The organism is Streptomyces sp. JLYT201 (assembly GCF_059448825.1).
On record NZ_CM182551.1, the window covers coordinates 3,471,693 to 3,483,981 of the forward strand.

Sequence of the window (12,289 nt, forward strand, 5' to 3'; positions counted from 1 at the left end):
TCCTCCGGCAGGTGGGGTGGAGCCCGGTCCCACCGGGCCCTTCCAGAAGATCACCGCCGGCCCCGCGATCACCTCGACCGCTGCGACGAAACCGCCCCGGGACCAGGGCCACGGCTCCCCGGCCCGACCAGGACCCTGCTCCCAGCCGGGCACTCCGCCCCGAGGATGACGCCCGCGCCGATCCCGCAGACTGGAATGGACACACACGTCCCCCCGGCAAGGAGTCAGTACGGCATGCACGCGCGCAGCCACCCGCCGCGGCCCGGCACTCGGTGGCCGAGCCGCCGGGAGGTCCAGGTGGCGCTCGGCGCCCTGGTCCTCGACCTCACCGCGTACACGCTGAACGTGGGCACCAACGGCGTGAACTGGAGCGCGGGCGTCTTCGCGCTGCACTTCCTGTTCCCCGTCCTCCTGGTCTGGCACCGGCGCCACCCGCTGGCCGCCCTGGCCGCCGTGCTCGTCAACCTGACCCTCATCAGCTGCTTCGCCGCCAACGCGTACGGCCTGTCCATCTCCCTCGTCGTCGCCCTGTTCTCGGTGGCTCTCGAACGGCCCGCGCGCACGGCGGTGATCGCGGGGGTGGTGACCCTGATCGTGCTCCAGGTGCCCGGGATCGGCGAGGACGAGGACCCGGTGCGCGCGGTCGTCGCGGACGTGGTGGGCGTCGGCATGGCGGTCGCCGCCGGCTTCGTCGCACGCCAGTGGCAGCGGCAGCTCGCCGTCCACCGCGAGCTGCTCGCCGCGGGCGCGGTGGCCGCCGAGCGCCGCCGCATCGCCCGCGAGCTGCACGACATCGTCGCCCACCACATCACCGCCATGCAGCTGATGGCGGGCGGCGCGCGCAAGGTGGTCCAGCACGACGTGGCCCTGGCCCAGGACGCCCTGAAGTCCCTGGAGGACTCCGGCCGCCTCGCGCTCAGCGAGATGCGCCAGCTCCTGGACGTGCTGCGCACCGACGACGACGCGGAGGGCGGTCCGGCCGCGCCCCAGCCGGGCGTCGCCGACCTGCCCCGGGTGGTCGCCGAGTCACGTCAAGCAGGTGTGGCCACGGAGCTGCGCGTCGAGGGCGCGGACCAGGAGCTCTCGCCCACCCTGGGCCTCACCGTGTTCCGGATCGTCCAGGAAGCCCTCACCAACATCCGCAAGCACGCGCTCGGCGCCCGCGCCACGGTGCACCTCGACTACGGGCCCGAACTGCTCACCGTCGAGATCCGCGACGACGGCTCCGGCACCACCGCCGCCCGCAAGGGCCGCGCCGGGCACGGCCTCGTCGGCATGCGCGAACGCGTGGCCCTGCACGGCGGCACCCTGGAGACCGGGCCCCGGCCCGAGGGCGGCTTCCGGGTGCTTGCGACACTTCCCCTGCCCGCCGGTGAGCAGACCCCCACGTCCCACGAGAGAGCGACGGTCCGTTGACAGTGTCCGAGAGCCCCCTGACCGTCCTGATCGCCGACGACCAGCCGCTGGTCCGCAGGGGCATCGCGCTCATCTTCCACGCCGACCCCGGCGTACGCGTCGTCGGTGAGGCCGGGGACGGCCGCGAGGCCGTCGACCTGGCGCTCCAGCTCCGCCCCGACGTGGTCCTCATGGACATCCGCATGCCCCGCCTCGACGGCGTCGAGGCCACCGCGGCCCTCGCCGACGGGCTTCCCGAGTGCCGCGTCCTCGCCCTGAGCACCTTCGACATGGACGAGTACGTGGTCGGCGCGCTCCGCGCGGGCGCCGCGGGCTTCCTCCCCAAGGACGTCTCGCCCGAGGAGCTGGTGGCCGCCGTCCACACCGTCAGCCGCGGCGAGGCGGCGGTGGCCCCGCGGCTGCTCACCCGGCTGATCTCCGCGTACGTCACCACGCCCCCGCCCCGGGCGGCCCAGCGCGTCCGCCCCGACCTCACGGCCCGGGAGACGGACGTCTGGACCCTCATGGCCAGGGGCTACGACAACACGGAGATAGCCGAGACGCTGCGGATCAGCCCGTCCACGGTGAAGAACCACGTCACCGCCGTCTTCGCCAAGCTGGGCGCCCGCGACCGTGCCCAGGCGGTCATAGCGGCCTACGAGTCGGGCCTGATCACCGCGGGACAGTAGCCCTCGCGGGGCGGCAGCCCCCGGTTTCGGGAAGGGGCGGGACCGGGGAAGCCCCGGCAGGGCCTACGCCACGTTCACCCGCTGGCCGGGCGGGGCGGCCTCCAGCCAGGCCAGGAAGCCGGTCAGCGCGTCCTCGCTCATCGCGAGCTCCAGGCGCACCCCGCGGTGCAGACAGCCGAGCACCACCGCGTCGGAGAGCAGCGCGAGCTCCTCCTCGCCGTCGGGTGCGCGCCGGTCCACGACCTCGATCGCCGACCGTTCGAGGACGCGCCGCGGCCGGGGGGCGTAGGAGAAGACGCGGAACCACTCGATCCGGTCCCCGTTGTAGCGGGCGACCCCGTAGCCCCAGCCCTTGCCGGAGGTGTCGGGGGCCTCGTCGGGAGCGGGCGCGTGCCACCGCAGGCTGCAGTCGAAGGTGCCGCCGGAGCGCTGGATGAGTCTGCGGCGCAGGCCGAAGACGAAGAGCCCCAGCAACACCAGCGCGATCAACGCAAGTCCGCACACGAGCAGAACGAGGATCATCGGCACCGACCTCCTCGCCTCACTACAGTCTCAACACGACTTCCCGAAACGGACCGAACTACCGCACCCGAAAAAGCACCCGCATTGCCGCAGCCGCGACCCGGTCCGGAAGGTTCCGGACCTGGCCGCGGCTGAGTCACGTTACGCCGCGCGCTGGGGTCAGCGCGTCGCCACCGCACGCAGTCGGGCGTCGGCGCGCCGCTCGGCGGAGGCGTCGGCCTCCGACTTGGCACGCTCGAGCGCCCGCTCCGCACGCTGGACGTCGATCTCGTCGGACAGCTCGGCGATCTCGGCGAGCAGCGACAGCTTGTTGTCCGCGAACGAGATGAATCCGCCGTGCACGGCGGCGACGACGGTTCCGCCGTCGCTCGTACGCATGGTCACCGGGCCCGACTCCAGCACACCGAGCAGCGGCTGGTGACCGGGCATGACGCCGATGTCGCCGGACGTGGTGCGCGCGACGACCAGGGTGGCCTCGCCGGACCAGACACTGCGGTCCGCGGCGACCAGCTCGACATGCAGCTCAGCAGCCAAGGGTGGCTCCTCGGGTCACCACCCGGCGGTTCAGCCGGGTGTTGGGTCAAATTCTACGTGGCGTGTGGGGAGGGGCGGGACGCGGTCCCCGCGAGGGCCGTGCCCGCCCCTCCCCCGAGAGTCACCGGGACTCAGGAGACGCCGAGCTCCTTGGCGTTGGCCTTGAGGTCATCGAGGCCACCGCACATGAAGAACGCCTGCTCGGGGAAGTGGTCGTACTCGCCGTCGCAGATCGCGTTGAAGGCCGCGATCGACTCGTCGAGGGGCACGTCCGAACCGTCGACGCCGGTGAACTGCTTGGCGACGTGGGTGTTCTGGGACAGGAAGCGCTCCACGCGACGGGCGCGGGAGACGACCAGCTTGTCCTCCTCGCCGAGCTCGTCGATGCCGAGGATGGCGATCATGTCCTGGAGGTCCTTGTACTTCTGCAGGATGTTCTTGACCCGCATGGCGGTGTCGTAGTGGTCCTGCGCGATGTACCGCGGGTCCAGGATGCGGGACGTGGAGTCCAGCGGGTCCACGGCCGGGTAGATGCCCTTCTCGGAGATCGGACGGGAGAGAACCGTCGTCGCGTCGAGGTGGGCGAAGGTGGTGGCCGGGGCCGGGTCGGTCAGGTCGTCCGCGGGGACGTAGATCGCCTGCATCGAGGTGATCGAGTGACCACGGGTCGACGTGATGCGCTCCTGGAGGAGACCCATCTCGTCGGCCAGGTTCGGCTGGTAACCCACGGCGGACGGCATGCGGCCGAGCAGCGTGGAGACCTCGGAACCGGCCTGGGTGAAGCGGAAGATGTTGTCGATGAAGAACAGCACGTCCTGCTTCTGCACATCGCGGAAGTACTCCGCCATGGTCAGACCGGCGAGGGCCACGCGCAGACGGGTGCCCGGGGGCTCGTCCATCTGGCCGAAGACGAGGGCGGTCTTGTCGATGACGCCCGAGTCCGACATCTCCTCGATGAGGTCGTTGCCCTCACGGGTGCGCTCGCCGACACCGGCGAACACGGAGACACCGTCGTGGTTGTTGGCGACGCGGTAGATCATCTCCTGGATGAGCACCGTCTTGCCGACGCCGGCGCCGCCGAACAGACCGATCTTTCCACCCTTGACGTACGGGGTGAGGAGGTCGATGACCTTGACGCCGGTCTCGAACATCTCGGTCTTCGACTCGAGCTCGTCGAAGTTCGGAGCCTTGCGGTGGATGCCCCAGCGCTCGCCCGTGTACTGCTCGTCGACGTTCAGCACCTCACCGAGGGTGTTGAACACCTTGCCCTTGGTGAAGTCGCCCACGGGCACCGTGATGGAGGCACCGGTGTCGGTCACCGAGGCCTGGCGGACCAGGCCGTCGGTGGGCTGCATCGAGATGGCGCGGACCAGGCCGTCGCCCAGGTGCTGGGCGACCTCGAGGGTCAGCGTCTTCTTGGCACCGTCCTGCGCCGGGTCGGCGACCTCGACGTGCAGGGCGTTGTAGATGTCCGGCATGGCGTCGACGGGGAACTCCACGTCGACGACCGGGCCGATGACCCGGGCGACGCGGCCCGTGGCCGTCGCGGTCTCAACAGTGGTCGTCATTACTTGTCACTCCCCGCGTTCGCGTCGGCCAGGGCGCTGGCGCCACCGACGATCTCGCTGATTTCCTGGGTGATTTCGGCCTGGCGGGCCGCGTTGGCAAGCCGGGACAGATTCTGGATCAGGTCCCCGGCGTTGTCGGTCGCCGACTTCATCGCGCGGCGCGTGGCGGCGTGCTTGGAGGCAGCCGACTGCAGCAGCGCGTTGTAGATGCGGCTCTCGACGTAGCGCGGCAGGAGGGCGTCGAGGACGTCCTCCGCCGACGGCTCGAAGTCGTACAGCGGAAGGATCTCGCTCTTCGCGTTCGACTCCTCCGCCACCGCGTCGAGGCTGAGCGGCAGCAGCCGGCCGGTCACCGCCGTCTGCGTCGTCATCGAGACGAACTCGGTGTAGACGATGTGGAGCTCGTCCACGCCGCCCTCCGCCGTGTCCTTCTCGATGGCCTCGATCAGCGGGGCCGCGACCGTCTTGGCGTCCGCGTACTCGGGCTGGTCGGTGAAGCCGGTCCACTGCTTCGCGATCTTGTGCTCGCGGAAGTTGTAGTAGGCCACACCGCGGCGGCCGACGATGTACGTGTCGACCTCCTTGCCCTCGGCCTCAAGGCGCGCGGTCAGCTGCTGCGCGGCCTTGATGGAGTTGGAGTTGAAGGCACCGGCCAGACCGCGGTCGCTGGTCAGGAGCAGCACGGCGGCACGCGTCGCCGTCTCCGCCTCCGTCGTCAGCGGGTGCTGGGTGTTCGAACCGGTACCGACAGCCGTGACCGCGCGGGTGAGCTCGGTCGCGTACGGCGTGGAGGCCGCCACCTTGCGCTGCGCCTTGACGACGCGCGAGGCGGCGATCATCTCCATCGCCTTGGTGATCTTCTTGGTCGCCGAGACGGATTTGATGCGACGCTTGTAGACCCGGAGCTGGGCTCCCATGAGTCAGGTCCCTTCCGTCGTCACTTGCCGGCAGCGGCAGGAGCGTCCTCGCCGAGAAGCTTGCCGTCCGAGGTCTCGAACTGCTTCTTGAACGCGGCGACGGCGTCACCGATGGCCGTGATCGTGTCGTCGGACATCTTCGCGCCCTCCTTGATGGAGGTGAGCAGGCCCTGCTCCTTGCGGTGCAGGTAGTCCAGCAGCTCCTTCTCGAAGCGGCGGATGTCGGCGACGGGCACGTCGTCCATCTTGCCGGTGGTGCCGGCCCAGATGGAGACGACCTGGTCCTCGGTGGCCATCGGCTGGTACTGGGCCTGCTTCAGCAGCTCGACCATGCGCTGGCCGCGCTCCAGCTGCGCCTTCGACGCGGCGTCCAGGTCGGAACCGAAGGCGGCGAACGCCTCCAGCTCACGGAACTGGGCGAGGTCGACGCGCAGTCGGCCGGAGACCTGGCGGATCGCCTTGTGCTGCGCGGAACCACCGACTCGGGAGACGGAGATGCCGACGTTCAGGGCGGGGCGCTGACCGGCGTTGAACAGGTCCGACTCCAGGAAGCACTGGCCGTCGGTGATGGAGATGACGTTGGTCGGGATGAACGCCGACACGTCGTTCGCCTTGGTCTCGACGATCGGCAGACCGGTCATCGAGCCCTTGCCCATCTCGTCCGAGAGCTTCGCGCAGCGCTCGAGGAGGCGGGAGTGCAGGTAGAAGACGTCACCCGGGTAGGCCTCGCGCCCCGGCGGGCGGCGGAGCAGCAGGGACACGGCGCGGTAGGCGTCGGCCTGCTTCGAGAGGTCGTCGAAGATGATGAGGACGTGCTTGCCCTCGTACATCCACTGCTGGCCGATGGCCGAACCGGTGTAGGGGGCCAGGTACTTGAAGCCCGCCGGGTCGGACGCCGGGGCGGCGACGATGGTCGTGTACTCCAGCGCGCCGGCCTCTTCGAGGGCGCCGCGCACGGAGGCGATGGTGGAGCCCTTCTGGCCGATGGCGACGTAGATGCAGCGGACCTGCTTGTTCACGTCGCCCGAGCGCCAGTTGTCGCGCTGGTTGATGATCGTGTCGACGGCCAGGGCGGTCTTGCCGGTCTGGCGGTCACCGATGATCAGCTGACGCTGACCGCGGCCGATCGGGGTCATCGCGTCGACGGCCTTGTAGCCCGTCTCCATCGGCTCGTGCACCGACTTGCGCTGCATGACCGTGGGGGCCTGCAGTTCGAGGGCGCGGCGGCCGGACGTCTCGATCTCGCCGAGGCCGTCGATCGGGTTGCCGAGCGGGTCGACGACGCGGCCGAGGTAGCCCTCGCCCACCGCGACCGAAAGGACCTCGCCGGTGCGCTGCACCGACTGACCCTCCTCGATGCCGCTGAACTCACCGAGGATGATCGAACCGATCTCGCGCTCTTCGAGGTTCAGCGCCAGGCCGAGGGTGCCGTCCTCGAACTTCAGCAGTTCGTTGGCCATGGCCGAGGGCAGGCCCTCGACCTTCGCGATGCCATCGCCGGCCAGGGTGACCGTACCGACCTCCTCGCGCGAGGCCGCGTCCGGCTTGTACGCCTGGACAAAGTTCTCCAGCGCGTCCCGGATCTCCTCCGGCCGGATCGTGAGCTCCGCCATCTGGGTTCCCTGCTCTCCTTGTTGGGCCCGAAGTTTCACTTGGGGGGGATGGGGACTCCCCCCAGGAAGAGGTGAATCCTCTGCACGGCCCAACTCGGGCCGTTCGGTCTTGCTTGTTGAGTTGCTAGCCCGCCATGCGGCGGTGCGCGTCCTCGATGCGGTCCGCGATGGAGCCGTTGATGACTTCGTCGCCCACCTGCACCCGGATCCCGCCGAGGACCTCGGGGTCCACGTCGAGGTTCAGGTGCATCTGACGCCCGTAGATCTTGGCGAGCGCCGCGCCGAGCCGCTGCTTCTGCGGGTCCGACAGCGGAACGGCCGACGTGACGACGGCGACCATGCGCTCCCGACGGTCCGCGGCCAGCTTGGAGAGGGACTCGAGTCCCGCTTCCAGGCTACGTCCACGGGGCGCGGTCACAAGGCGCTCGACGAGACGCTCCGTGGTCGCCGCGGCCTTGCCACCGAGCAGGCTGCGCAGCAGCCCGCTCTTGGCCGTGGCGGTGGCCGCGCGGTCGGTCAGGGCCGCCCGCAGCTCGGTGCTGGAGGTGACGATCCGACCGAAGCGGAACAGCTCGTCCTCGACCGCGTCCAGCGCGCCCGACTTCTGCGCGGCGGTCAGGTCGGCGACGTCCGCCAGCTCCTCGAGGGCGTCCACCAGGTCGCGCGAGGCGGACCAGCGGGAGCGGACCATGCCGGCCACCAGGTCAGCGGTCTCGCCGCCGACCTTGCCGCCGAGCAGGCGCCCGGCCAGCTCGGCCTTGGCCTCGCCGGCCTGCGCCGGGTCGGTCAGGACCCGACGCAGCGAGACCTCCCGGTCGAGCAGCGCGGTGACGGCGGCCAGCTCGTCCGCGAGCCGCCCCGCGTCCACTCCGGTGTTGTCCGTCAGCGCGTCGAGGCGCTCGCGCGCGGCGGCAAGGGCCTCGCGGCTCGCTCCATGCGCTGTCATCGAGTCGCCTCGGCCTTCGTCGCCTTCTCGTCGAGCTCGTCGAGGAAGCGGTCGATGGTGCGGCTCTGGCGGGCGTGGTCCTCGAGGGACTCGCCGACGAGCTTGCCGGCCAGTTCGGTGGCCAGCTGGCCCACGTCCTGACGCAGCGCCTGCGCGGCGGCCTTGCGGTCGGCCTCGATCTGGGAGTGACCGGCGGCGACGATCTCCTCGCGCTGCCGCTGGCCCTCGGCCCGCATCTCGGCGATGAGCTGGGCGCCCTGCTCCTGCGCCTCCTGGCGCAGTCGCGCGGCCTCGTGCCGTGCCTCGGCGAGCTGAGCCTTGTACTGCTCAAGAACGCTCTGGGCCTCGGTCTGGGCGGCCTCGGCCTTCTCGATACCGCCTTCGATCGCCTCCCGGCGCTCTTCCAGAACCTTGTTGATGTTCGGGAGGAGCTTCTTCCAGAAGAAGAAGAAAACGATGGCGAAGGCAATGGCGCCGACAAGCAGCTCGGGGCCCGGAGGAATAAGCGGGTTCTGCTTCTCCTCGGCCGCCAGCTGAACCAGGTTGGCGATCACATCAGTGCCTTTCGTCGAAAATGTGTCGGTTAGTAATTACTGACCGAACACGAACGGCATAACGATGCCGATGAGGGCGAGCGCCTCACAGAAGGCGAAGCCCAGGATCTGGTTGGCACGGATCAGACCGGCGGCCTCGGGCTGACGGGCCAGGGCCTCGGTGCCCTTGCCGAAGACGATGCCGACGCCGATGCCGGGGCCGATCGCGGAGAGGCCGTAGCCGATCGAACCGAGGGAGCCGGAAACCTCTGCGGCGAGCTGAACAGCGGACATGCTGTCTCTTCCTTCTCTTTCTTGGACCGGTGGGGGTTGGCCACCGGGCGTCTGGGGGCTTGCGGGGCGGGTGGTGTCAGTGGTGCTCGGCGACAGCGCCCTGGATGTAGGTGCAGGCGAGGAGCACGAAGACGTACGCCTGGACGGCCTGCACGAAGAGTTCGAAGCAGATCATGGCGACCGTCATCACGAAGGAGACGCCGGCGGCCGGGATCATCCAGCTGTTCAGCAGGTACCAGGAGGCGACGGTGAACATCACCAGCATCAGGTGACCGGCGAACATGTTGGCGAAGAGTCGCACGGAGTGCGTGAAGGGACGCACCAGCAGGTTCGAGAAGAACTCGATGAACGACACCAGCCACTTGATCGGGCCGAGCGAGTTGTCGTAGCCGGTGATGTTCTTCCAACCACCCACGAAGCCGTGGCGCTTGAAGGTCAGCGGCACCCAGATCAGGTACGTGATGAGCGCGAGCACGACCGGGTACGCGAAGACCGACGAGACCGGGAACTGCGAGAGCGGCACCACGGACCAGATGTTCATGATCCAGATGAAGAAGAACATCGAGACCATGAGGGGGACGTACTTCTCGCCCTCCTTCTTGCCGAGGGTCTCGTAGACGATCCCGCGGCGGACGAAGTCGTAACCCGCCTCGCCGATCATCTGGAGCTTGCCCGGCACGACCTTGGCCTTGCCGAAGGCGGCGTAGAAGAAGGTGATGACGACCAGGGTCGTGATCAGCGCGAGCAGCATCACCTTGTTGAACTCGAACCCACCGACCTCGAAGATCGGCTTGAAGAGGAACGAGTGCAGGCCCGGGGCCGGGAAGCCACAGCCGTTGTCGGACATGATCCGACAGCTCCAGTCAAAGGCGAGCTCAGTTTGTTCAGCACTCACCGCGGGCTCCTTCGGCGTGAAGCATGGGTACGGCAACCTCGTTGTCGAGTCGGCGCGGCACGCGGCCGCGGATCGGCACCGGACTGGTGTTTCGGAAGTGTGAGCGGCGGTCAGGCATCGAGCCTCGCGATGGTGCAGGCGTCAGCTCAGATGCCCGCGCCTGCAGTGCCGCAGTTGGCACCGGACGATAGCAGCATCTCGAACGGGCATTTATCCCGGCCCTACCTCTCACGTCTCCGACCCCGGCTTCTCCGGCTTGTCGCTCTTCTGGGAGGCGGCAACCGAGGAAGGTTCGGGTTCGGGTTCGACGTAGAGGATCTTGGCCTTCATGTGCGCGCGAGCCTGCGACGCCATCCAGGCGACGGTGGCGATGACGAGAGCGAGCGCGAAGGACTTCGGATTGAACGCGGTGGTGTCCTTGAACAGACCCACGAAGATGAGAAGCAACAGCAGCTGCGCGACGTAGAGCATCATGCCCATCGCCTGGAAGAGCTGCGGAAGCGATTTTGCCGTCCGCTGCAGGACGAACAGGCCGAGCCCCATGAAGGCGATGACCACAGCCGTGCCGATGACGGCACCGAGCGCCCCCTTGCCGCCCGCGACCACACCACTGACCACGGCGGTGATCGCGCCGACGGCGGCAGTGGGGACGGCGGACTGCAGGAGAGTCCGGGTGTCTTGAGACGGCATGGCGGCAACTCCGCTTACTGATGGGGGCAGGGTGTCGTCATGGACGAGCGTAGACCCGGTCCGAGCGGGGTCCTCGGGCCAATGGACCGTCGCACTACGGTCCTTCGGCTCTGTCGCCGGGTCTCGTGAACCGTATCACAAACTATTTGATGAGGTCTTTACCTGTCCGGTGTGCTCGCTGTCACACATGAGAAGTAATCCGCGCGTCTGTGCATACGGGCCGTCACTTTGTCTGCTAAAGGGCGGCTTTGCCGGTCGGCGTCAACGTGACGACCCCGCCTTGCGCCGGTCCAGGAAGCGCGGGCGGGTGCCGAGCGCGGTCGCTCCGTTGACGCCCGCGCCGACGGCCGGCCGGCTCTCGGAAGTCTCCCCCGGCCCGTCCGCCCCGTCCGTCCCGTACGCCTCCGCCCCGGAGGCCCCGTCGGCACGCTCAGTGGCCGCTGCACCGGCCGCGGAGGAGCGCCTGCTCCGGTACCTCGGCGGCACGAAGTTCTCCGCCCAGCGGGGCGCGTGCGGGGTGAAGCGGGGCAGCAGGAGCAGCACCAGGCCCACGGCGCTGAGGGCGACGATCAGGAGCAGGATCCACATGTTCGTCGAGTGGACCGAGTACGCGACGGTGCCGAACGCGATGAGGGCCGACCAGAAGTACATGATCAGCACCGCGCGGCTGTGCGAGTGCCCGACGTCCAGGAGCCGGTGGTGCAGGTGCCCCCGGTCGGCGGCGAACGGCGACTGGCCCTTCCAGGTGCGGCGCGCGATGGCCAGCACCAGGTCGCCGAACGGGATCGCGATGATCGTCAGCGGCATGAGCAGCGGGATGAAGACGGGGAGCATCGCGTGCGTGGCGTCGCGGGAGCTGCCGCCGAGGTTCAGCTTCATCGCGTCCGGGTCGACCTGCCCGGTGATGGAGATGGCGCCGGCGGCGAGCACGAGCCCGATGAGCATGGAGCCGGAGTCGCCCATGAAGATCCTGGCCGGGTGCATGTTGTGCGGCAGGAAGCCGAGGCACATGCCCATCAGGATGGCCGCGAAGAGCGTCGCGGGGGCGGCGGCCTCGATGCCGTAGCCGTACCAGATGCGGTACGCGTACATGAAGAACGCGGTGGCGGCGATGCACACCATGCCCGCGGCGAGGCCGTCCAGGCCGTCGACGAAGTTCACGGCGTTGATGGTGATGACGACGAGGGCGACCGTCAGGAGGGTGCCCTGCCACTGGGTCAGCGAGACCGTGCCGTAGCCCGGGACGGGCAGCCACAGGATCGTCAGGCCCTGTACGACCATGACGCCCGCGGCGATCATCTGGCCGCCGAGCTTGATCAGCGCGTCGATCTCGAACTTGTCGTCCAGGACGCCGATGAGCCAGATCAGGGCGGCGCCGGACAGCAGCGCGCGCGGCTCGTTCGACTTCGTGAACACCTCGTTGAGGTTGGGCAGGTGGTCGGCCACCAGGAGGCCCGCGCACAGGCCGAAGAACATCGCGATACCGCCGAGCCGGGGCGTCGGCTCCCGGTGCACGTCGCGCGCGCGGATCTCCGGCATGGCACCGGCCACGATCGCGAACTTCCGCACCGGGCCGGTCAGCAGGTAGGTCACCGCGGCCGTGATGCAGAGCGTCAGCAGATATTCACGCACGGGCTTCCCCACAGGTATCGCTGGCCATCTCAGCACCACACCCTAGCTTCGCGCGCATAAG

Annotated in this window: 13 protein-coding genes; 2 read left to right on the forward strand and 11 right to left on the reverse strand. The window is 69.0% G+C overall.

Features of this window, described 5'->3' with window-relative positions; all coding sequences use genetic code 11:
* The first annotated feature begins 234 nt into the window (after positions 1 to 234).
* Both AC5WAM_RS13775 and AC5WAM_RS13780 read left to right on the forward strand, forming a co-directional pair.
* Positions 235 to 1,416, forward strand: coding sequence for a sensor histidine kinase (locus AC5WAM_RS13775; protein WP_495522756.1), 1,182 nt, complete (start codon positions 235 to 237; stop codon positions 1,414 to 1,416).
* Entirely contained in the window at positions 1,413 to 2,084 is a 672-nt protein-coding gene (locus AC5WAM_RS13780; protein WP_495522757.1) for a response regulator, read from the forward strand. Before AC5WAM_RS13775 ends, AC5WAM_RS13780 begins: the two co-directional genes overlap by 4 nt.
* Positions 2,085 to 2,147: 63 nt before the next feature.
* On the opposite strand, the gene AC5WAM_RS13785 is transcribed toward AC5WAM_RS13780, so the two are convergent.
* From AC5WAM_RS13785 to AC5WAM_RS13835, 11 genes are all read right to left on the reverse strand, one after another.
* A complete protein-coding gene (locus AC5WAM_RS13785) occupies positions 2,148 to 2,606 on the reverse strand; it encodes a DUF2550 domain-containing protein (protein ID WP_138961836.1) in 459 nt (152 codons plus the stop codon).
* A 159-nt stretch (positions 2,607 to 2,765) separates the two neighbouring features.
* A complete protein-coding gene (locus AC5WAM_RS13790; protein ID WP_138961835.1) occupies positions 2,766 to 3,140 on the reverse strand; it encodes a F0F1 ATP synthase subunit epsilon in 375 nt (124 codons plus the stop codon).
* A 131-nt stretch (positions 3,141 to 3,271) separates the two neighbouring features.
* Positions 3,272 to 4,708: a F0F1 ATP synthase subunit beta gene (gene atpD, locus AC5WAM_RS13795; RefSeq protein WP_366790233.1), complete on the reverse strand. Its 1,437-nt coding sequence runs from the start codon at positions 4,706 to 4,708 to the stop codon at positions 3,272 to 3,274.
* Complete coding sequence (locus AC5WAM_RS13800) at positions 4,708 to 5,625, reverse strand: F0F1 ATP synthase subunit gamma (protein WP_366790234.1); 918 nt, start codon at positions 5,623 to 5,625, stop codon at positions 4,708 to 4,710. The genes atpD and AC5WAM_RS13800 overlap by 1 nt, the downstream gene beginning before the upstream one ends.
* Before the next feature lie 20 nt (positions 5,626 to 5,645).
* Positions 5,646 to 7,238, reverse strand: coding sequence for a F0F1 ATP synthase subunit alpha (gene atpA / locus AC5WAM_RS13805; protein WP_366790235.1), 1,593 nt, complete (start codon positions 7,236 to 7,238; stop codon positions 5,646 to 5,648).
* A gap of 124 nt (positions 7,239 to 7,362) precedes the next feature.
* The gene (locus tag AC5WAM_RS13810; RefSeq protein ID WP_366790236.1) at positions 7,363 to 8,184 is read right to left on the reverse strand and encodes a F0F1 ATP synthase subunit delta; all 822 of its coding nucleotides are present in this window, start codon (positions 8,182 to 8,184) and stop codon (positions 7,363 to 7,365) included.
* Entirely contained in the window at positions 8,181 to 8,738 is a 558-nt protein-coding gene (locus AC5WAM_RS13815) for a F0F1 ATP synthase subunit B (protein WP_030685168.1), read from the reverse strand. Before AC5WAM_RS13815 ends, AC5WAM_RS13810 begins: the two co-directional genes overlap by 4 nt.
* Positions 8,739 to 8,774: 36 nt before the next feature.
* Positions 8,775 to 9,011, reverse strand: coding sequence for an ATP synthase F0 subunit C (gene atpE, locus AC5WAM_RS13820; RefSeq protein ID WP_138961830.1), 237 nt, complete (start codon positions 9,009 to 9,011; stop codon positions 8,775 to 8,777).
* A 76-nt stretch (positions 9,012 to 9,087) separates the two neighbouring features.
* Positions 9,088 to 9,906: a F0F1 ATP synthase subunit A gene (gene atpB / locus AC5WAM_RS13825; RefSeq protein WP_495522758.1), complete on the reverse strand. Its 819-nt coding sequence runs from the start codon at positions 9,904 to 9,906 to the stop codon at positions 9,088 to 9,090.
* A 228-nt stretch (positions 9,907 to 10,134) separates the two neighbouring features.
* Positions 10,135 to 10,596, reverse strand: a complete 462-nt coding sequence (locus AC5WAM_RS13830; RefSeq protein WP_138961829.1) for a Cg1360 family ATP-synthase-associated protein — start codon at positions 10,594 to 10,596, stop codon at positions 10,135 to 10,137.
* Between the two features lie 261 nt (positions 10,597 to 10,857).
* Positions 10,858 to 12,228: an MraY family glycosyltransferase gene (locus AC5WAM_RS13835; RefSeq protein ID WP_495522759.1), complete on the reverse strand. Its 1,371-nt coding sequence runs from the start codon at positions 12,226 to 12,228 to the stop codon at positions 10,858 to 10,860.
* Between the last annotated feature and the right edge of the window lie 61 nt (positions 12,229 to 12,289).